The organism is Aquitalea pelogenes, from assembly GCF_001515305.1.
In the GTDB taxonomy this organism is placed as follows: domain Bacteria; phylum Pseudomonadota; class Gammaproteobacteria; order Burkholderiales; family Chromobacteriaceae; genus Aquitalea; species Aquitalea pelogenes.
This window is the reverse complement of record NZ_LNQV01000022.1, coordinates 43,508-63,518: the sequence shown is the minus strand read 5'-3', so window position 1 is coordinate 63,518 and position 20,011 is coordinate 43,508. Positions and strand designations below refer to the sequence as shown.

At 48.5% G+C, this 20,011-nt stretch carries 19 protein-coding genes; 10 read left to right on the top strand and 9 right to left on the bottom strand.

Going from position 1 to position 20,011, the window contains the following annotated elements; genetic code table 11:
* Window positions 1-84: 84 nt before the first annotated feature.
* The 10 genes from AWT75_RS11180 to AWT75_RS11140 all read left to right on the top strand — a co-directional run bounded on the left by AWT75_RS11180 (window position 85) and on the right by AWT75_RS11140 (window position 11,489).
* A complete protein-coding gene (locus AWT75_RS11180) occupies window positions 85-1,206 on the top strand; it encodes a glycosyltransferase family 9 protein (protein WP_082086426.1) in 1,122 nt (373 codons plus the stop codon).
* Between the two features lie 9 nt (window positions 1,207-1,215).
* Window positions 1,216-2,556: an O-antigen ligase family protein gene (locus AWT75_RS11175; RefSeq protein ID WP_082696061.1), complete on the top strand. Its 1,341-nt coding sequence runs from the start codon at window positions 1,216-1,218 to the stop codon at window positions 2,554-2,556.
* 115 nt (window positions 2,557-2,671) lie between these two features.
* Window positions 2,672-4,108, top strand: a complete 1,437-nt coding sequence (locus AWT75_RS11170; protein ID WP_062789187.1) for a UbiA family prenyltransferase — start codon at window positions 2,672-2,674, stop codon at window positions 4,106-4,108.
* A 47-nt stretch (window positions 4,109-4,155) separates the two neighbouring features.
* On the top strand, window positions 4,156-5,400 hold the full coding sequence (locus AWT75_RS11165; protein ID WP_204376990.1) for an FAD-binding oxidoreductase: 1,245 nt from the start codon (window positions 4,156-4,158) through the stop codon (window positions 5,398-5,400).
* 8 nt (window positions 5,401-5,408) lie between these two features.
* Window positions 5,409-6,152, top strand: coding sequence for an SDR family NAD(P)-dependent oxidoreductase (locus tag AWT75_RS11160; protein ID WP_204376988.1), 744 nt, complete (start codon window positions 5,409-5,411; stop codon window positions 6,150-6,152).
* Between the two features lie 28 nt (window positions 6,153-6,180).
* Window positions 6,181-7,878, top strand: a complete 1,698-nt coding sequence (locus tag AWT75_RS21275) for a hypothetical protein (RefSeq protein ID WP_153013305.1) — start codon at window positions 6,181-6,183, stop codon at window positions 7,876-7,878.
* A 39-nt stretch (window positions 7,879-7,917) separates the two neighbouring features.
* Window positions 7,918-8,853: an NAD-dependent epimerase/dehydratase family protein gene (locus AWT75_RS11155; RefSeq protein WP_062789184.1), complete on the top strand. Its 936-nt coding sequence runs from the start codon at window positions 7,918-7,920 to the stop codon at window positions 8,851-8,853.
* Window positions 8,854-8,855: 2 nt separating this feature from the next.
* Entirely contained in the window at window positions 8,856-10,145 is a 1,290-nt protein-coding gene (locus tag AWT75_RS11150) for an NAD(P)/FAD-dependent oxidoreductase (RefSeq protein ID WP_062789183.1), read from the top strand.
* Window positions 10,142-10,543, top strand: coding sequence for a GtrA family protein (locus tag AWT75_RS11145; protein ID WP_045846665.1), 402 nt, complete (start codon window positions 10,142-10,144; stop codon window positions 10,541-10,543). The genes AWT75_RS11150 and AWT75_RS11145 overlap by 4 nt, the downstream gene beginning before the upstream one ends.
* 7 nt (window positions 10,544-10,550) lie before the next feature.
* Window positions 10,551-11,489: a lysylphosphatidylglycerol synthase transmembrane domain-containing protein gene (locus AWT75_RS11140; RefSeq protein WP_062789182.1), complete on the top strand. Its 939-nt coding sequence runs from the start codon at window positions 10,551-10,553 to the stop codon at window positions 11,487-11,489.
* On the opposite strand, the gene AWT75_RS20880 is transcribed toward AWT75_RS11140, so the two are convergent.
* The 9 genes from AWT75_RS20880 to AWT75_RS11125 all read right to left on the bottom strand — a co-directional run bounded on the left by AWT75_RS20880 (window position 11,476) and on the right by AWT75_RS11125 (window position 20,007).
* The gene (locus tag AWT75_RS20880) at window positions 11,476-12,255 is read right to left on the bottom strand and encodes a galactosyltransferase-related protein (protein ID WP_082086424.1); all 780 of its coding nucleotides are present in this window, start codon (window positions 12,253-12,255) and stop codon (window positions 11,476-11,478) included. The two genes, AWT75_RS11140 and AWT75_RS20880, sit on opposite strands and share 14 nt — an antisense overlap.
* Before the next feature lie 73 nt (window positions 12,256-12,328).
* A complete protein-coding gene (locus AWT75_RS20875; protein ID WP_082696060.1) occupies window positions 12,329-13,360 on the bottom strand; it encodes a glycosyltransferase family 9 protein in 1,032 nt (343 codons plus the stop codon).
* An 88-nt stretch (window positions 13,361-13,448) separates the two neighbouring features.
* Window positions 13,449-14,339: a glycosyltransferase family 2 protein gene (locus AWT75_RS20870; RefSeq protein ID WP_153013304.1), complete on the bottom strand. Its 891-nt coding sequence runs from the start codon at window positions 14,337-14,339 to the stop codon at window positions 13,449-13,451.
* Complete coding sequence (locus AWT75_RS20865; protein ID WP_082696059.1) at window positions 14,336-15,463, bottom strand: NAD-dependent epimerase/dehydratase family protein; 1,128 nt, start codon at window positions 15,461-15,463, stop codon at window positions 14,336-14,338. The genes AWT75_RS20870 and AWT75_RS20865 overlap by 4 nt, the downstream gene beginning before the upstream one ends.
* Before the next feature lie 31 nt (window positions 15,464-15,494).
* Entirely contained in the window at window positions 15,495-16,160 is a 666-nt protein-coding gene (locus tag AWT75_RS20860; RefSeq protein WP_082696058.1) for an acyltransferase, read from the bottom strand.
* A complete protein-coding gene (locus AWT75_RS11135; protein ID WP_161937745.1) occupies window positions 16,157-16,969 on the bottom strand; it encodes a glycosyltransferase in 813 nt (270 codons plus the stop codon). The genes AWT75_RS20860 and AWT75_RS11135 overlap by 4 nt, the downstream gene beginning before the upstream one ends.
* A gap of 32 nt (window positions 16,970-17,001) precedes the next feature.
* Window positions 17,002-18,240 (bottom strand): hypothetical protein, encoded by a 1,239-nt coding sequence (locus AWT75_RS21270; RefSeq protein WP_153013303.1) that lies wholly within the window; start codon window positions 18,238-18,240, stop codon window positions 17,002-17,004.
* Between the two features lie 74 nt (window positions 18,241-18,314).
* On the bottom strand, window positions 18,315-19,196 hold the full coding sequence (locus AWT75_RS11130) for a transketolase family protein (protein ID WP_062789180.1): 882 nt from the start codon (window positions 19,194-19,196) through the stop codon (window positions 18,315-18,317).
* Window positions 19,189-20,007, bottom strand: a complete 819-nt coding sequence (locus AWT75_RS11125) for a transketolase (protein ID WP_062789179.1) — start codon at window positions 20,005-20,007, stop codon at window positions 19,189-19,191. Before AWT75_RS11125 ends, AWT75_RS11130 begins: the two co-directional genes overlap by 8 nt.
* Window positions 20,008-20,011: the final 4 nt, after the last annotated feature.

Here is a 20,011-nt window from a genome sequence, read left to right as displayed (position 1 = left end):
GCCGTCTGGCGGGCTTTTTTCATGAATCATGCGATAATTGCCAGCTGCATAGATATCGGCTGAACCTCCAGGCTCCGAAACCATATGAAAATCAGATTAGGCCCCCTGCATGCAAAGCGTAGAGCCATGTTTGGCAAATTGGCCTTATGGCTGTTGAAGCGTGCCCCAGCTCCGGTATTCAAGCCGGAATCCATCAGGAAAGTCCTCTTTCTGAGAGACAATGACAAGTTTGGTGATCTGATCGTATCCACCATCGCCATTCGGGAACTCAAACTGGCGGGGAAGCAGGTCGATGTGATAGCAGGTTTGCGCAATGCCGAGTTGCTGAAATTGAATCCACATGTAGATCAACTGCATGTACATAACGACAAGCTGTTCTCGGTAATCAAACTGGCCTTGCAATTGCGTAAGGAAAAGTATGATCTGCTGATCGACCTCAGAAATGAAGTTCCAACTTACAAGGATATTGTCCTGATGAGTTGGAGCAAGGTTCGACATGTTATTGGGTTTAATCGTGAATCATACCCGGTATTTGATGTCAATTTGAAAGAAGATTTCAGCTTGAATCAGCATGCTGCATGGCGGAACTTTGCTTTGCTGGAGGCATTGCAGATTGATTGCAAGGATTGCAACAAACATTATGATGTTCATATTGATGCTGTTGAAGAAGACAAAGTACAAACCTATCTTAAAAGTCTGCCTAAACAGCGAACCTTGCTAATCAATCTGAAAGGTGAAGGTCCATACCGCCGGTTGGAGCAAGCGCAACTGGATACTATTCTTGCCTACATGCAGGAGAATTATCCTGACTGGAATATTGTACTGACCGCAAAACAGGAGGATCTGGCTGGCATCATTACAGTTGGCATGCATAAATCTCCATTTAAAACCTATTTTGCTGCGGTGGCCTTGGTAAAGCATGCTGATGTGGTTATATCGCCAGATACATCCATCGTTCATGCTGCAGCTGCATTCGACAAGCCGCTGTTGGGTCTGTATGAAAAGGACAGAACATCAACTTACTTGAATAGCCGAGCTTGGGGGCCCAATAATCCTAATGCCGTTGTTGTTCAGTCAGGCGAGTTTTCGGTGTACTCAATCCCATTGCCAGCTTTGGTCGAGGGGCTGGCCCGGCTCATGAATAATAATTTTCCACATATCAATGAGAAAGAAATTTCACATGATATGGCTGAAACAAAGAATTAAGAGGATTGCATGTTTAGTCATTTCAATGCCAATACTTGGATGAATTCTCGATGGCATGGCTCATTGGTTATTCTTTTATCGTTCCTGTTTGTTGCCACTTGTAGTGTTTCACACACCATCGCATTGCGCTATGTATTGCAAGCCTGTTTGCTATTACTTGCGCTACCCTTGATTGCCGGTAGTATGCCTGTTGTGCGTATGGCCAAATATCCCATCCTGTTTCTTGGCCTATTCATGGCGTATGCAACCTTACATACTTTGTTTCTGAGTCACTGGCCAGATATCTCGAGGGCAGAATTACGAAGCCAGTTGGGTATCGCTGTATTGTGGTTTTTCATCGGAATGGTTTTGTTTCGGGTATGGCGCAGGTTTTCCATCATTGATGTCGTGATTGCCGGTGGGATAGCTCTGGCGATGGCCGAGTTTTGCATCGAAGCCTACAAATACCTTACAACAGGTACCTGGCCGTACCGAGAAACATTTTCTACACCTACGTATCTTGAGTTCACCTTCCTGATCAACTTCGTGTTGGCATTTGTTGTCGCCACCCTGTGTTTTGGTCATTGGGGCAGGCAACGGGTCAGCCGCATCAGCAAACCATGGCTGCTGGCCATTCTGGCCTTGTTCGTGTTCGTCAGCCTGCATGCTGCTGCGCGCAACGGCATGATAGGCATGGTCTACCTCAGCTTTTCCATGCTGCTGTTATATTCCATTTTCCAGGGGGTGAAGCATGGCTGGGCCAAGTTATTGCTGATCTGGCTGGTGGTGATTGGAACGCTGAGCGGACTGGTGGTGTATGCCATCAAGCAAGACAGTCGCAATCTGGCGTTTACCGAATCGGTGGCTGCAGGCTGGGACTACCAGCATCACCCCAGCTGGACGCAGATCGGCCCCCTGCCGCTGATGTCAAACGGCGAACCGGTGGATGACTCGGCCTTCAAACGCGTGGCCTGGATTCACAGTGGTCTGGACATGATTGCCAGCCATCCCCTTGGATTCGGCTTCATGCGCGAAGTATTTGCCCAGGCTGCTACTAGCTTGGGCATCAAGAATAATCTGGGGCATGCCCATAGCGGCTTCATCGACCTTGGGCTGGCACTGGGTGTGCCGGGCATTGTGCTGTGGTTACTGTTTTGTGCCAGCCTGTTTGTCACCGGCTATCGACGCTTTCGTTACCAGCAGGATGTACGCGGATTGATGCTGATGCTGATGGTGTGTGGTTTCCTGGGGCGCATGCTCAACGAGAGTATCTTCCGTGATCACATGTTGCAGCTGTTGTTGTTTGTGGCCGGTGCTTTGCTGGCGGAGATGATTGCCATGGCCAAGACGGATCAAGGCGATGGATGTTGAGCCGCCACCGTTGGTGGTGGCCCTTGGCGTTTGGGCAGAACCGGTCCATTTACTTTACCCATGCAGCTTGCAATGCATTACCCCGTGTTTGCTGTTCAGGATGTAACAATTGACAATGAATATTCATCCCCCCTTGTGTGTCGATCTGGACGGAACGCTGATTTACTCCGACATGCTGCATGAGTCCACGCTGAGCATGTTGAAGTCCAAGCCGCTTGCCGCGTTTTGCCTGCCGGGCTGGTTACTGCAAGGCAAGGCCGTGCTAAAAGAAAAAGTGGCTGCCGCGGGTGATTTCAATCCTGCAAGCCTGCCTTATAACCAGCCTTTTTTGGACTGGCTGCGCGCGCAACATGCCCAGGGGCGCAGGCTGATCCTGTGTACTGCATCCGACCAGAAAATTGCCCAGCGCATTGCCGAACACCTGCAGGTGTTTGACGAGGTGATGGCTAGCGAAGGGGCCGTCAATCTGGCGGGAGCCAACAAGGCTGATGCGCTGGTGCAGCGCTTTGGTGAAAAGGGTTTCGATTACGCTGGCAACTCCACTGCCGATATTGCAGTCTGGGAGCGCGCACGCAAGGGTGTCGTGGTGAATGCATCAGCTACCGTGCAGCAAGATGCTGAAAGTTGCGTAGAGGTCGAAAAAGTATTCGCCGGTCCTTGCAAGGGCATTGCCGTTTGGCGGCGCGTATTGCGCATGCACCAGTGGCTGAAGAACATCCTGCTGTTTATTCCCTTGATTGCCGCCCATCGCATTGCCGACATGGATGCATGGCTGTCCTTGCTACTGGGTTTCCTCGCCTTCAGCTTGTGTGCGTCGTCGGTGTATATCGCTAATGACTTGCTGGACCTGGAAAGCGATCGCGCCCATCCGCGTAAATGCCAGCGTCCGTTTGCTTCGGGTTCGGTCCCGGTCTGGCAGGGCTGTATTACCGCACCTTTGTTGCTGCTGGCCAGCTTTGGCATTGCCTGCCAGGTGGGTGGCAGTTTCCTGCCTTGGCTGGTGGGCTATTTTCTGCTGACCTGCCTGTACTCGCTCAAGCTCAAGCAACTTGCGCTGGTGGATTGCCTCACGCTTGCCATTCTGTACACCTTGCGCATACTGTCCGGGGCGGCAGCAGTATCCATCAGCATGTCATTCTGGTTGCTGGCTTTTTCCGGTTTCCTGTTCCTGTCGCTGTCCTTTGTCAAACGCTTTGCCGAACTGCAAATGCAGATCCTGCACAACAAGCACAAGGCCCATGGCCGTGGTTATTACTCAACAGATGCGCCCTTGGTGCAAATGCTGGGGGTTGCTTCAGGATTTTCCGCCGTACTGGTGCTAGCGATGTATTTGAACAGCAAGGAAGTGCTGTTGTTGTACCGTCAACCGGAGTGGATCTGGGGAACGGTGCCGGTGATGCTGTTCTGGATCAGCTGGATGTGGCTGCGCGCGGCACGCGGCGAAATGCATGACGACCCGCTGGTGTTTGCCGTCAAGGACAAGGCAAGCCTGATGGCCGGACTGCTGTTTGCCCTGTTGCTGCTAGCCGGTTCGGTAGGAGGCATGACATGAAGGTGTATTCATGGGGCCGGCTCAGTGGTGAGCCACATGCAGTAAGCATGCTTGCCAGTACCCGCAGATTGCCCCCGCTAGCCGATGGGCAACGTGCATTGCCACACGGCATGGGCCGCAGCTATGGCGACAGCTGCCTGAATCCACAGGGTGCACTGTGGAAAACCACCGCGCTGGATCACTACGTTTCATTCGACCCTGAGACTGGCCTGCTGGTGTGCGAAGCCGGCATCCTGCTGCGGGACATCCAGCGCACTTTCATTCCCCGGGGCTGGATCCTGCCGGTCACTCCCGGCACCCAGCTGGTGACCGTAGGTGGTGCCATCGCCAACGATGTACACGGCAAGAATCATCATGTACACGGCTCATTTGGCGACCATGTCCGCCAGCTGCGCCTGCTGCGCACCGACGGCAGCGTCATCGAGTGCGGCCCGACAGAGAATGCAGACTGGTTTGCCGCCACCGTGGGTGGCCTGGGGCTGACCGGTGTCATTACCCAGGCTTGCCTGCAATTGCGGCCGGTAGCCGGGCCGTGGATGGAGACGGAAACCCGTCCTTACCATTCGCTGGATGACTTTTTTGAGCTGGCCGATGCCTCCGAGGCACAATGGGAACATACCGTGTCCTGGATCGACTGCATGTCTGGCAGTCACAGTCGTGGCATCTTCATGCGCGGCAATCCTGCCACGGCAGACAACCGACAACCGGAACCCGCGGCCAAGGCATTGACGGTTCCCCTGGTGCCGCCGGTTTCACTCATCAATCCGCTGTCCTTGCGCCCCTTCAATACGGCTTACTTCCATGCACATGCACGTAAAACCGGGCGCCGTATCCAGCACTATGCCAGCTATTTTTATCCGCTGGACAATCTGCTGGAGTGGAACCGCATCTATGGCCCGCGCGGCTTTTACCAATACCAGAGTGTGGTGCCACGGCACGTAGGTCAGGATGCCGTCGCTGCCATGTTGAAAGAAATTACCCGCTCCGGTGCAGGTTCCTTCCTGGCTGTGCTGAAAACTTTCGGTAACCGCCAAGCCTTGGGCATGATGAGCTTTCCACAGCCGGGCGTGACGCTGGCACTGGATTTCCCCAACAAGGGCGCTCCGACCCTGGCCTTGTTCGAGAGGCTTGATGCCATCGTGCGCGAAGCCGGTGGCCGCCTGTACATGGCCAAGGATGCGCGCATGCCGCGCGATTTGTTCGAGGCCGGCTATCCCCGGCTTGCCGAATTCCTCAACTATCGTGATCCGGGCCTCAGTTCCGCCCTGTCACGCCGTCTGATCGGATACTGATGTCTAGCATGCGTAAAATTGTGATTGTGGGTGCCACCTCTGCCATGGCCGAGCATTGTGCCCGCCTGTGGCTGCAACAAGGTGTGGACGAAATGGTGCTGATCGGCCGCGACATGCAGCGTACCGACCGTGTTGCCGCGGATTTGCGTGTGCGTGCTCCGCAGTGCCGGATCCAGACCATCTGCAGCGACTTTCTACAGCCGGAGGCCATTGCCAGTACGGTAGAGCAGGCCTGCGCCACCATCAGTCCGGACATTGTGCTGATTGCCCATGGCTCCCTGCCTGAGCAGGAGGTTTGCCAGCAAGACCTGCAGGACAACCGTACCGCACTGGAAGTGAATGCCATTTCGCCGGTGCTGTTTGCCGAAGCCTTTGCCACGCATCTGGAACAGGCAGGGCAGGGCAAGCTGGTATTGATTGGCTCGGTAGCCGGGGATCGCGGCCGCAAGTCCAACTATGTGTATGGCGCCGCCAAAGGCCTGGTGACGCGTTATGCACAAGGCCTGCAGCATCGCTTTGCCGGCAGCCGGATTCAAGTAGTGCTGGTCAAGCCAGGCCCCACCGATACCCCGATGACCGCTCACCTCAAGAGCAGCGGAGCAAAACTGGCGAGCGTGGAGCAGGTGGCCGGCAATATCGTATCCGGTGTGTCACGTGGCAAGTCCGTGATTTATGCACCGGCCAAGTGGCAGTTGATCATGCTTATCATCCGGCATTTGCCGGGTTTTGTTTTTAATAAACTTGATATCTGACCTTAGAGTTAACTTCAGGAGATATTTTTTGATTAAATTTGGAAAAAATTCCTGCTCCGTTCCTGTTGTTGCGTCAGGTGTGGTGGCGGCTTTGATGATTGTTTTTGCAATTGTCGGTGGTGTCAGGAACTATTCTGCAATCCCATACTGGGATATGTGGGGGGGTGTTGTTGGTTTTCTTTTGAAAGTTAAAGAAGGAGACCATTCCATATGGTGGAGTCTCTTTAATGAGCATAGAATTGTTCTTGCGCGGATTGTTTTTTATATTGATAGTAAATTTTTTAATGGATTGAACTATTTTTCAGTTTTTGTAAATTATGTTTTGGTTGCGTTGACTGGTGTTGTTCTTGTTTTATTTATGAATGCATTAAACTATAGGGAGGTTGTTGGGTGCCGTAAGTATTATATTTTCATATTTACGTTAATTTCATGGGTATTCTTGTGGGTGCAGTCGGAGAATTTGCATTGGGCATTTCAATCGCAGTTTATTTTTGCACAAATGTTGCCGCTTGTGGGTTTGTATGCACTGGCTAAATCAATTGATATCGATGATTGTAAATATTTTGTTTTTGCATTTATTTTTGGGGTTTTCTCTGTTGGTGCAATGGCTAATGGAGTTCTTTGCTTTCCTGTAATGTTTGCTTATGTGCTTATATTTAGATCCGGTCTTTTAAAGGTTGGATCTTTGCTTTTTGCATCAGTTTTTTTTCCCTTGATTTATTTTTATGATTTCCATGTGCCGGAAGGGCATGGTCATGTCATTTCTTCATTGATTGGAATGCCTCGGCAGTATCTTTGCTATGTGCTAATGTACTTGGGCAGTCCATTCCATTATCTGCTTGGTAAGGGTGTTTTTGGTAATCAGGCGGCTATTCTGTTTGGTGCTTTTTTTGTTGTCTTGTGGTCATATCTTCTATTAAAAGAATTCACTAAATCAACAAGGTCGCCTTATGTGATGGCCCTTCTCTTTTTTGTTGGTTATATTATAGCTACTGCTATTGGAACTGCTGGGGGGCGTGTTGTATTTGGAGTGGAGCAGGCTTTATCTTCTAGGTACACAACTCCTTCTATTATGGCATGGGCTGCGCTGGCTATTTCTGTCAGAGATGTATATGTCAATAAAAATAGAACAGCCAGTTCTGCTTTGAGTTGTGCAGTTGTTATTTTAACCGTATTGATGTTTGGTTTTCAAATTAAAGCATTGAAGTCTGTGCGAGATGAAATGTTTGTTAGGAATCAGGCTGCATTGGCACTGGCGTTGAATGTCAAGGATTCTGACTATATTCATAGTTTGTTTTCAGATGTCGAGTATACGATGAACTATGCAAGGCAGGCAGAAGTAAATGGGATAACAATTTTTTCTCAGCCTCCGTTAGTCGGTATGAAGAATAGTTTGGGAAGACCTGTTGATACGGTCGTTAAGGGTATGTGTATTGGTGCTGTGGATCATGTATCTTTGATTCGTGATGATCCTGACTATATCAGAGTGGATGGGTGGATTTATTACGCAGTAGATAAAAAATCTCCTTTATTAGTTACTGTTGTGAATTCGAAAAATATTGTCTCTGGCTATTTGGAGGTTGGGAGGCGACGTGATGATGTTGCTTTGCAGTATGGCGAGAGTGCTCAGTATTCTGGTTTTGGTGGGTATATTAAAAGAAGTTTGTTGACTGATTCCATGATTGCTTTAGGAAGTAATCCTCCATGTTTGCTTAAGCTTAAATAGTATATTAAGAAAAATATTTTATATTCTGGTCTAGTTGATATGCAAGAAAAAATAGTATTGCCCGGCGGTGCCGGTCTGGTCGGTCAGAATCTGGTGGTTCACCTGAAAAGAGCGGGCTATACCAATCTGGTGGTGCTGGACAAGCACAAGACCAATCTGGAGATCCTGCGCAGCCTGCATCCGGACATTACTGTTGAATATGCCGATCTGGCAGAACCTGGTGAATGGGAACGCCATTTTGAAGGTGCAGCCGCGCTGGTGATGTTACAGGCACAAATCGGTGCCCCCACGCTGGAGCCCTTTGTCCGCAACAACATCACCTCCACCAAGCATGTACTGGCAGCCATCAAGCGCTACAACATTCCTTACACCGTACATATCAGTTCATCGGTAGTGGAGTCGGTGGCGAATGATGATTACACCAACACCAAGAAAGAGCAGGAAGAAATGGTGCTGGCCAGTGGCATCAATTGCGTGGTGCTGCGCCCGACCCTGATGTTTGGCTGGTTTGACCGCAAGCATCTGGGCTGGTTGTCGCGCTTCATGCAGAAGGTGCCGGTGTTCCCCATTCCCGGTGATGGCCGCTATATGCGTCAGCCGCTGTATGTTGGCGATTTTGCCAGCATTATCGTCAGCTGCCTGAAGTCGGGTATCCACGGTCAGGTTTTCAATATCAGTGGCCGGGAAAAGATCGACTACGTGGATATCATTCGCGCCATCCGCCAGGCTGTCGCAGCCAAGACCATGCTGCTGCACATTCCTTATGGCCTGTTTTATGTCCTGCTCAAAATCTGGGCCCTGTTTGACCGCAATCCTCCCTTTACGGCAGATCAACTCAAGGCACTGGTGGCGCATGACGAATTCGAGGTCATTGACTGGCCAGACATTTTCCAGGTGACACCAACGCCTTTCAGCAAGGCTGTAGACGCAACTTTCAACGACCCGCAATACAGCCGGGTAGTACTGGATTTCTGAGCATGAACAAACAACGCATTGCAGTACTGGGTGCCGGGCCCATGGGGCTGGCCGTGGCCTATCAGCTGGCGCGGGATGGACATGAGCCGGTCCTGTTCGAAGCAGATGACCGGGTGGGTGGCATGACCGCCACTTTTGATTTTGATGGCATGGATATCGAACGCTATTACCATTTTCATTGCATCTCCGACCATGCCTTCCTGCAGATGCTGGAAGAGTTGAACTTGGGCAGCAAGATGAAATGGGTGGAAACCAAAATGGGCTACTGGTACCAGAACCGTTTGCAACCGTGGGGCAATCCCCTGGCGCTGCTGCGGTTCAAGGGGCTGGGGCTGGTGGCCAAATTCCGTTACGGCCTACATGCCTTTCTCTCAACCAAGCGTGACGACTGGAAGCCGCTGGATCATGTCGAGGCGACTGGCTGGATCCGCCGCTGGGTAGGCGAAGAGGCTTATGAAGTGCTGTGGCGTCGCCTGTTTGATTACAAGTTTTACGACTACAGCTCCAACCTGTCTGCGGCCTGGATCTGGAGCCGCATCCGCCGTATCGGTCGCTCGCGCTACAGCCTGTTCCGCGAAAAGCTGGGCTATCTGGAGGGGGGCTCGGCAACCTTGCTGCAAGGCATGCGTGACGATATCACCGCACATGGCGGTGAAATCCGTCTGAGCACGCCGGTCAAGCGGGTGGTGATGGCCGAAGGCAAAGTGCGAGGCGTGGAAACCGCCTCCGGGATCGAAACCTTTGACAAGGTCATCAGCACGGTCCCGCTGCCATTTATCCCCAGAATCATGCCGGACTTGCCCGCAGATGTGCTGCAGAAGTTCCAGCAGATCAAGAACATTGCCGTCGTCTGTGTCATCGCCAAGCTGAAAAAGCCGGTAACGGAAAATTTCTGGCTCAACACCAATGATAATGAAATGGATATTCCCGGTCTGGTGGAATACAGCAATTTGCGCCCGCTAGACCAGCATATTGTTTATGTGCCGTTTTACATGCCGGGCGAGCATGCCAAGTATGCCGAGCCGGATGAAGTGTTCCTGGGCAAAGTGAAGCGCTATCTCAAGAAGATTAATCCGGCGCTGCAGGACGACGACTTCATCGCCATGCGGGCCAGCCGTTATCGTCATGCACAGCCGATCTGCGATCCGGGTTATCTGGAGCAGCTGCCGCCGGCAGCATTGCCGGTTCAGGGCCTGTGGGTGGCGGATACCTCGTATTACTACCCGGAAGACCGTGGTATTTCCGAGAGTATCGGCTACGGCCGTGCACTGGCGCAAAAGGCGGTGGGATGATCCGTCATTTCATGTCGCGCCAGTTTCTGGTGTTCCTGCTGACCGGGGGATTGGCGGCTGCGGTCAACTTTGGCTCACGCATTGTCTACAACCAGTGGTGTGACTTCTCCACCGCCGTGATTCTGGCTTATCTCACCGGGATGGTGACCGCCTTTGTGCTGGCCAGAATGTTTGTTTTCAAACAAAGCAGCCAGTCCATGCACCGCTCAGCGCTGTATTTCACCCTGGTCAACCTGGTTGCGGTGATACAGACCTGGCTGATCAGCATGGGTCTGGCACTTTACCTGTTGCCCATGCTCGGCGTGACGCACTTCAGCCGGGAGATCGCCCACGCCATCGGCGTGGCAGCCCCGGTTTTCACCAGTTATCTGGGACACAAACGCTGGTCCTTCCGCTGACACAGGCATGAAGCTGAATCGACCTCTACTGGCATTTGCCGCACTGACTGCCTGTTATCTGGCAGCCTTGCTGATTTCGGATGCCCGGCATGACATGTTTGCCCGATTGCCTGCACTGGCCAGTATCATGCCTGCGCTGATGGGCATGGCCTTCCTGTCTTTTTTCCTGCGCTATCTGCGCTGGTATTACCTGCTGCGGCGTACCGGGCATGGGCAGCCATTTGGCCTGGGTTTTTGCATTTACCTGTCCGGCTTCGCTTATACCGCAACGCCCGGCAAAGTAGGGGAGCTGATCCGCATTCGCTACCTGCAGCGACTAGGCATTGCGCACGAGCAGGTGCTGTCGGCCTTCATCTACGAACGTGGCTGGGATTTACTGGTGGTGTTGCTGCTGGCCATGCCAGGCATGCTGGCTGCACCACTGTTTCCGCTACTGGCCCTGTTTGTTGGTGCAGTGTTGCTGGTGCTGGCCATCCTGATGCGGCAACCGCGCTGGCTGGGACGCTTGCATGCAAGGTTGCGCCTGTATCGATGCCGCAGGCTGTACCGGCTTATGCGCTTGCTGCAGCGTGGCATGCGCGGTGGATTACGCTGGTTGGGCTGGCAAGACATGCTCGTTGCCGCCGTAGCCGGCCTGGCGGCCTGGTCACTCACTGCCACGGCCTTTGTCTGGCTGGTGCAGTCCTTATCCCCCAGCATGGCCTGGTGGCCGCTATTCTCCAGTTATCCACTGGCCATGCTGGCAGGCGCTGCCTCCATGTTGCCTGGTGGCATTGGCTCCACCGAATCGGTCATTGTGGCCAGCCTGCTGTGGCAAGGTGCTTCGATGCCGACAGCTGTCCTGGCTGCCGTGGGCATCCGCTTTGCCACCATGTGGTTTGCCGTCTTGCTGGGGATGGTGGCAATAATACTGATCGAATACCGGACAAGCACTAATGCGATTTGAGTGTTATGCGCCAGAATGCGCTTGAGGACCAAACTTTGAAAAGACTGGTTAAATGCATGGCCAGATGACGCCGGCTGCGGTGGCTATCTCGTTGTGCTTCGTGAATAATTTGTGCTTGTTGATCTAGGCGAAGTATTCCCCCTGCATTATAGAGCCGTGCGCACAAATCATAATCTTCGCAATAAAGGAAGAAGCGCTCATCAAATCCATTTATTTTTTGAAAAAACTCTGCTTTGACCAATAAGCACATGCCGGCAAGCCAATAAAACGGGAAGCCGAGTTGGGCATCTATACTCACATGCAGTGGTTTACGTCGTCCCAGTATTCTTCGCAGAAGTGACCATGGTGTGAGATTTTCTCGTACCGAGTCTTCCAAAGAAAGATCTGTTGCAACCACACGGGGTGCAATTATCGCAATTTTGGAGAAGTCAGCTTCGTACGAGCTCTTAGCCCTATCTATCATTTGAGTAAACGGCTCATCATCTAATAGCATCAGATCGGGATTCAGAATGCAAAACCACGTTGCTGTGCAATGCTTGAAGGCCGCATTATGATTTGCTCCAAAACCCTTTGGGGTATGATTACGGATGACAAGCAGATTCAAATTTTCATAACGCGTTTCATCAAAAATTTCATCAAACAAGTTTAGCGTAGTGATAATTTTAATACCCTTCAGCTGAGGCTGACTGTTTAACTGGCAAAGTAGTCTATCGAGCAGCTGCCCGTGCCCATGGCTGATTACGGAAAAACAAATATCTGCGCTCATTGGTTTCTACATTCTTGGATAAGAATTTGTCTGATGATGTTGTTTACAGTTCAGTATTTTGACTCATCATTTTTTAATGAATCACTCTATGGAGTGATTGTTCAACCACACTGATCACCTCTTGAGGTGTGATATCAAGCATGCAGCTATATTGATGTGTAGTGCCAATACATTTTGGTTTTCCTCCACAAGGCTGATCTGGGCATCGTCCAGGGTGCGTGATGGCAACAGCAGACGGTGGTGTAAACACTTGGGGGTTATTGGCCCCAACCAGTACAGCACTAGGAACTTCTAGACTATGAGCAAGATGAACTGAGAAACTGTCCAGGCCAATTAGAAAGTCTATATCACTTAGGTATTCTCTGAAGCCGGATAATGATGATGCGAAAATTTTGTGTGGGCAACCAATTTTTCTGGAAATCGACTCAAGGGTTTCCATCTCACTTGGTGAACCAAATATTGTAAAAAATGAGTCTGGGTACCTTGAATGCAATTGGGTAATCAGTTCACTCCAGTTTTGTGATGGCCATAGCTTAAATGGTAGTGATGCTGATGGATGAATCCCAAAGTGAAATGGTCCTGACTGACCGTTGGATGAGGCTGAATGTGTAGAGCACTTGAGCCGTAATTGAGTTGCTTCAAGCACTTTTTTTTGTGCGTGATAGATATTAATGACGGTGTTAGGTATTTTTATGTGCTGCGGGCAACGGATGCCTAATGTTCGGATGTGCATGCGGAACGGATGACCATCCAACCATACTGGATAGTACAACTTGGAAGCACCTGTCATTTTCAATACTAATAGTTCACGTATGTCGCCAATAAAGTCGATAGCCATTGTTGGCCTTTTTCTACGAATCTTTCTGGCCGCAGAGAAAAAACCACGCCATCCGCCTTTGATGAAACTAGTCAAGCTGGCGCCCATTGGGAAGTCTGAGCAGATAGTTTCACTATTGGGTAAATCGTCAAATAGAAATGCGGCCTGTGGGAAAGTCCAGATGATGAGTTGTATGTGTGGATTGCATGACTCAATCTGTTTTAGCTGGAGGGCATGCATTGCTGCATCACCCAGATTTCTAGCGGAAATTATACAGATTGTTTGCATGTTTATTCGGTAATTGCCTAAAGTTAGATTATTAGGTGTGCTTCTTGTTATTTCTAGTGCGAACTATATTGATATTAATTACGGCTTTTTAAACTTGCATGGATAAACCGTCTCGTATACCTTTCCAGCCGCTCTTGTTGGTTTTTACGATGCCTAAGCGCAGTATTCTGGTTGTGAGAACATAAATCAATGCAATTGCTTTTTGCAACCCGTGTAAATTTTTCCGGATAAAGAAAATTCTATTTCTATTTGAATAGTACTGGGTAAATGGAGATGAGGCTCCTCCCGTTGATGTGCTCACTTTGTGCAGAACCACTGCCTCTGGATTATAAGATATATTCATGCCTAATATATTCATGCGCCAGACAAAGTCGGTATCATCACTATACACAAAATAGCGTTCATCCATACGCCCGACTTTTTCAAATACCGTAGAATCCACCAACATAAAGCAGGTCGGTGCATAGTTTACGTGACATTTCATGTCGAACTGACCATTATCTTTCTCATTCAATCCGTAGTGTGGTGTCCGCATTGTCCATGGATTAATATGGCCACCCGCATACCAGATAATATCAGGCGTGTCGTAATACATTAATTTCGGTGTTGAGGCGTATTCACCATTTTTCACCATGTCTTCCCACAGTTTAAAAATGGTAGTAGGGGCGAACTCTGTATCATTATTGGCTAATAAAATATGTGAGCAGCCATCTTTGAGGGCAAGTTCAATGCCTTGGTTATTTCCTTTTGCAACGCCAACATTTTCATTATTAAAAATGCAAACGGCATTAATTTTCAACAATTTTGCAGCTTCTTCGCTAATACGAGTGCCACTATCATTTGGGCTATTGTCAATTACATATAGGCGGTAGTTAATACCCTGTTGAGATCCAAGACTTGAGAAGAAACCCGGTAGAACGTCATTGCTATTATATAAAACTGTTACAATTCCAATAATTTGGTCGGCAGGCATTTTCATTTGAAAAGCCCTCGTTTTTTTAATGACTCTACACTTTCTGCATAGGTATCTGCTTGTATAGGTTGTTCTAATACCCATTTGACAAAATGCTCAATTCCTTCTCGGAACGTAACTTTGGAAGTGAATCCAAGTAAATTGCTTGCTTTTGTCGTATCTGCAAAATTGTGACGGATATCACCCACACGGTATGCACCTGTTACTGTGAGTGGAACAGAAATTCCATATAGGTCAACAAGTGTTTTAGCTACATCCATCACGCTAGTTCCAATACCTGTGCCAATGCCAAATGCGTGGCCAGCAGCATTTGGGTTGGTGAGCGAAAGTACTAGCGATTCAACAACATCATCGATATAGACAAAGTCGCGACTTTCTTCTCCATCCTCGTAAATATCAATTCCATGACCGTGACGAATTCGGGTGGAGAAGATGGAAAGGATGCCTGTGTAAGGGTTGGACAGTGATTGCCCTGGTCCATAAACATTCTGAAAGCGTAATGCTACAGCTGGAATATCCAGAGCATTGCAATTCAACAAGGTCATGTGTTCTTGTGTGTACTTGGTCAGACCATAGATCGAATTTGGCTGAATTCTGGAGTTCTCATCTGTGGCGACTACTTTTAGTGGTCGACCTGTATCGGGGCATAGTGGCTCAAATTTTCCATTGGCCAGATCCTCTTGATGGCGTGTCACCGGGTAAACATATTTACCATCAATCTCATAGCGTCCCTCACCATAAATCGCACGCGAAGAAGCAACCACTACTCGGTGAATCGAGTCTTTCCGTTCTGCAATGGCTTCCAGCAGCACGGCAGTGCCTTGCACATTGGTATGGCTGTAGCGAGCAACCTCATACATGGATTGTCCAGTGCCGGTTTCTGCTGCAAGGTGAACAACAGCATCGCAACCGTCAATTGCACGTGAAACAGTAGCGGCATCCGTTACATCGCCATGAATAAACTCACATTTCCCTTCAATTTGCTGACGTAAAGGCGATTGGGATGGGTCACTGCCATGAATTTGCGGCGATAGCGTATCGAGTACGCGGATATTATGGCCATCTTTATGCAGTCGTGTTACAAGATTGGCACCGATGAAACCTGCGCCACCTGTGATAAGGATTTTCATAGTAGTTTTAACCTAATTTTAGAATTGCTTATCAGCATTCAGTAGTGGGTTTGGCTTCCCTGATGCGAACCCATTGATTTCTAGAGAAATCATAACGCTTGATCGCCCGTGCTGGTATGCCGGCAATCATTGTGTATGGTGGAAAACTCGAGGTCACGACGCTATTTGCACCAACCACACAACCTTTTCCAAGAGTAACCCCGCTTGTTACATATACGTTTGCCCCAAGCCAGCAATAATCATGGATGTTAATAGGCCCTTTTGTTGTAAGTGGAGTATCTATTCGACTGATTAGTGGATCCTTGTAGCTGTGATCAAAGTCACACAAAAATACATTGCTACCAAATGCTACTCCTTCTCCGATATAAATACCTATGGCAGAACTTGCATTGAAATATCGATTTATGAATGTTCGTTTTCCGATTTTTATCGTGCCACTGTATTTATTCTCAGCATACTTTCGTATTGAGTAGAGGACTGCTCCTTTTTCAATTCGGACATTTTCATCAATAAATATTTGTGTTGCGCCAAATATTTGATCTGGTTTTTTTATCCAGCTTCCTCTTCCAAATTTTCCAAAAATAAAGCTGTAAAAAAGTAATCCTTTAATTTTTGCTAAAAAACACTGAAGGTGGTTTAGGTAGTCATGGAAATCCATGATTTTTATTTTTTCTAAATAATATCTTACGGATTTCATTTTTTATATTCCATTTTTTTTTCAATTCCAAAGAGAATTTTATCTCTTGATTTATTGTTGATATTCTCTATCGCATCACTATTTAAATTACTGGATATTTCAAATGCTTTCATTGTAAGTAGTGCATGATAAAAGGCCATTTGAATTTCCAGGTAAAATCCTGCACGCCCGGCTCTGATTCCACCTCTGATAAAGTAGTGAAGTATAAAGCTTTTTGTTATGCTTAATATCATCTTTAACGGGTGCTGCGGCTTGGTGTGTCTCGATTCAATGTCTGTATATCTATCAATTGATGAGAGGTATGATTTTGCTGTATTTGAAATGAAGTGATGAATGTAATATTTTTTTGGGTTTAATGTTGTTACTTCAGATGCAGGAACGGTATGCTTGCCAAAATGATGTATTTTGTTTTCCCGGAAATCGATAGCTTCTTTTATAAATGCACGGCTTTGTATGTTCTGATATGCATCATGTGTGAATTTGCCATAGTAATAATTTTTTCGGGCAATATTCACGATTGAGCAAGTGCCACTTTCAATCGCCTCAAACATGGCTTCCATTGTCGGTGCATCGACTATTTCATCGGAAAATCCCCAATAAATCCAAGGCGTCTTCACATATTCTTTTACAACGGATGTGGTATTCTCATCTTCAACCCAACCAGGATTTTTGTGTTGTAATACATCGGCACCTAATGCCTTGGCTATTTCGACAGTTCTGTCACTGCTATAATTATCGACAACAAGAACTTGCCCGTAGGGGAGGAAATTCCGAACGGCACGCTCAATGCGCTTTTCCTCGTTGAACATGAAAAGCACAAAAGTAATAAGATTGGATCGCATCAATATTCCAGTTTTTTTAGGCGATAAACATAAATGCCTAGTAGTGCTGTTGCTAGTAGCTGTGACAGCGCAATTCCCATTCCAAGTAATAGGGGAGTTTGTGGGTTAAATTTTACTAATATCAGACAAGCAGTTAATGATAACGCAGCGCCTAGTAATTGGGTACGAAACAAGACTCCTACTTTTTGTCGCAACGTGAGAAAGATGGAATACGCTCCAATAAGTAAGTTGCATCCTTCAATTAAAATTCCAATCCCAATAGCCGGGGCGTATGGTATGTATTCTGAGTGTGTTAAATGCTTAACTAGAAATGTTGATATTGGCATCGCCAATATAAGTAATATACCAATCATGGCAGTTGCCAATAATGCATACTGCTGGATTGATCTTCCTTGACTCTGATACAGCCGTGGCAAATAAAGCTGAGAAAAAACTTGTGCGCATGCACTCATCGCGACAGCGCCGATATTCGCTGTTACACCTAATACCGCAGATGTATTTGAATGCCCAAGTGCTGGGAATAGTACCCGGTAGCCTTGTAACTGTACGGTATTGGATGCCGCACCACCAGCGAGTGCCGCACTTGTCCTTATAATATGAAATGAGTTGTCAAGTGGGGCAACCTCTTGCGTAAACGGCAAGCTTCGACGGGCCTGCCATATCAATATCGCGAATTCTACGGCCAATGCTACAATTGATGATGACAATAAGGTCTGAGCAGTTGCTTTCCACATCAAGGAAGCCAGTACAAAGGCCAATAACCGTGCACCTGACTCCAAAACAACCATACTGGCAGAAAAGTTAGCCTGCCCTCTAATATTAAGTAGATTACGTATGCTGCTGCATAGGTATAGCATGGAGGCCAGCCCGTATAAGAGCGGAATATCTTGGCGCGATAGTAAATTCATTGATATAAATGGTGTGCTCAGTATGATACATGCTATTAATGCTATTAGCAGTGTAGCTGTTACCAAGCGTCGTAATGCCGGCCATGGCAACGACTTCAAGCTTGATAGCCTGGCTTGCATGTATGAATCTACTGGAACGAACACCAACGCATTCAATATATAACTCATCGTACCAAGGTAGAAAAATTTACCGACTTCCTCGATTGATAGAGTCGATGTATAGTATTTTACATAAAGGAGACCCAGTGCGACTGAAATTAAACGTAATATGGCAATCGCTCCTGCGCGCCACATATTCTGTTGAATGGTATTTCTAATCAAATCCATCATTTTATTGTCATGCCGAGATGGATTGGTCATAAATGTTTTGTGAAAGATTATAGATATGAAAATTTAAAACCATTTCAAATTGTTAGTCCGCCAATTCTATTAAGAGTTGTTTGTGATCCTACTGTGCCGCATACCGTATGATTTAGTGCCATAAGATTTATAGTGCATGCAATTTTAGGGTCCTGAACTCTCGCTTCTAGCAACCATGAACCAAAACCAGCATCCTGCAGATGGTCTTCCAGTGTGGTTACTTCCTTTCTGGACTGCAGATTTTTTATCTGGATATCTTTGTCTTTCATGGACCAGAGTGGCAAAGAATAGATGGAACGATTACCCAGCTTGCCTTCATTTGCCCACTCCATTGCCATTTGCAGACAAGCACCGGTACTAAGCAGGACGTGTTCCTCATCTCCTTCCCGGATTTTTAGCCACTGGCCAGGGTTAACTTCTGGCGGTACTTCATGAAAACAGGGTTCGCCTGCCTTGCCCAGGCGGAGATATGAAGGGCCGGGATGCTCAACCAGATAGCGCATGCATGCCCGGGTTTCCATCGGATCGCCAGGAGCGGCAATCTGCATATTGGGCATGGTGCGCATCAATGCGTAATCCTGTACCGCATGGTGGGAGTATCCCAGCGCACCATACGCCAAGCCCCCTCCAACTGCGACTACAGTTACCGGCAGCTTGTGATAAGCAACATCATTACGGATTTGCTCGGCACAACGGAAGGTCGGGAAATTGGCAATCGAGTAGGTAAATACATGATAGCCCTCTGATGCCATGCCAGCAGCCAGACCGGTCATGTTCTGTTCAGCTACGCCAGCGTTGATAAAGCGGTCGGGAAACTCCTCGGCAAATGGTTCTATGACCGAATAGCCCAAGTCTCCCACGATCAGAGCAATGTGGGGGTGCTGACGCGCCAAGGCAACCAGTTCTTGAATGAAGGCGTTACGCATGATTCAGTTCTTCCAGTGCCTGATCTAGTTGTTCCTGTGATGGCGATTTGTAGTGCCATTCCACTTTATTTTCCATAAAGCTCACCCCTTTACCTTTGGTGGTGTGGGCAATCAGGAAGGAGGGCTTTCCGGCTTCCCATGGCAATGTGCCCAGCAGTTCCGCCAGTTTGACATGGTCATGGCCGTCCACCTCCCGTACTGCCCAGCCAAAGGCGTGGGCTTTGTCGGCTAGGGGTTCGATACGTAGTGTCTGGTCTACTGTAGTCAGGCTTTGCAGCTTGTTGTAGTCGACAATCGCTACCAGATTATCCAACTGATGATGTGCGGCAAACATCATGGCTTCCCAATTGGAGCCTTCGCCCAATTCTCCATCACTGAGCAATACAAAGGTGCGCCAGTTTTGTGCCTGCATTTTTGCGGCTAATGCTTTACCCGTGCCAAATGGCAGACCATGTCCCAGTGAGCCCGTGGAGAATTCGACTCCTGGCACCTTGTGGCTGATGTGGTTCATCAGTTCGGAGTGATCCTGACCGTAGCGAAACAGGTTTTCTTTGGGGAAGAAGCCGGTTTCAGCCAGTGCTGCATACACGGCAACGCATGCATGCCCCTTGCTCAGAATGAAACGATCGCGCTGCGTCGCAGCAGGCTGGTCCGGCTGCAGGTGCATTACCTGGCCGTAGAGTGTTGCAACGATATCGCAGATTGAAAGTGCTGAACCGATATGGGAAGCACGGGCACGATGTACCATTTGCAGAGCCTGGATCCGCATTCTGCGGGCCAGATCGTAGCTGTCTAGTTCGAGACTGTTCATTTCG